Source organism: Staphylococcus sp. GDX8P54P, assembly GCF_017893165.1.
In the GTDB taxonomy this organism is placed as follows: domain Bacteria; phylum Bacillota; class Bacilli; order Staphylococcales; family Staphylococcaceae; genus Staphylococcus; species Staphylococcus borealis.
This window is the reverse complement of sequence record NZ_JAESMM010000053.1, coordinates 1-267: the sequence shown is the minus strand read 5'-3', so window position 1 is coordinate 267 and position 267 is coordinate 1. Positions and strand designations below refer to the sequence as shown.

Annotated in this window: 1 pseudogene; it reads right to left on the bottom strand. The window is 31.5% G+C overall.

Annotated elements, in window-relative coordinates:
- Window positions 1-267, bottom strand: a pseudogene (locus tag KA909_RS13595) (phage portal protein); the annotation flags it as partial.

The window sequence follows — 267 nt, the reverse complement described above, 5'->3', positions numbered from 1 at the left end:
GCATTTAATTCTGTTTCAAGCTTTTTCATTAAAGGCTTAAAACAAAATTTATTAGTTGCTTCAATTGCTTTATCTAAATCTGCATTTTCACCTAAAATCAGTGACGGTGTAACGCCAACCACTCTTGATACGTAAATTAAGATATCTTGAACTAATGCTCTTAAATCTCCGAAATCAGACTTGCCTGTTGAACCACTTTTAGATGAATGTTCTTCATAGCTTATCCCTTTTGTTAATGGTATAACTGCAACTTGATTTTTTTCAAAA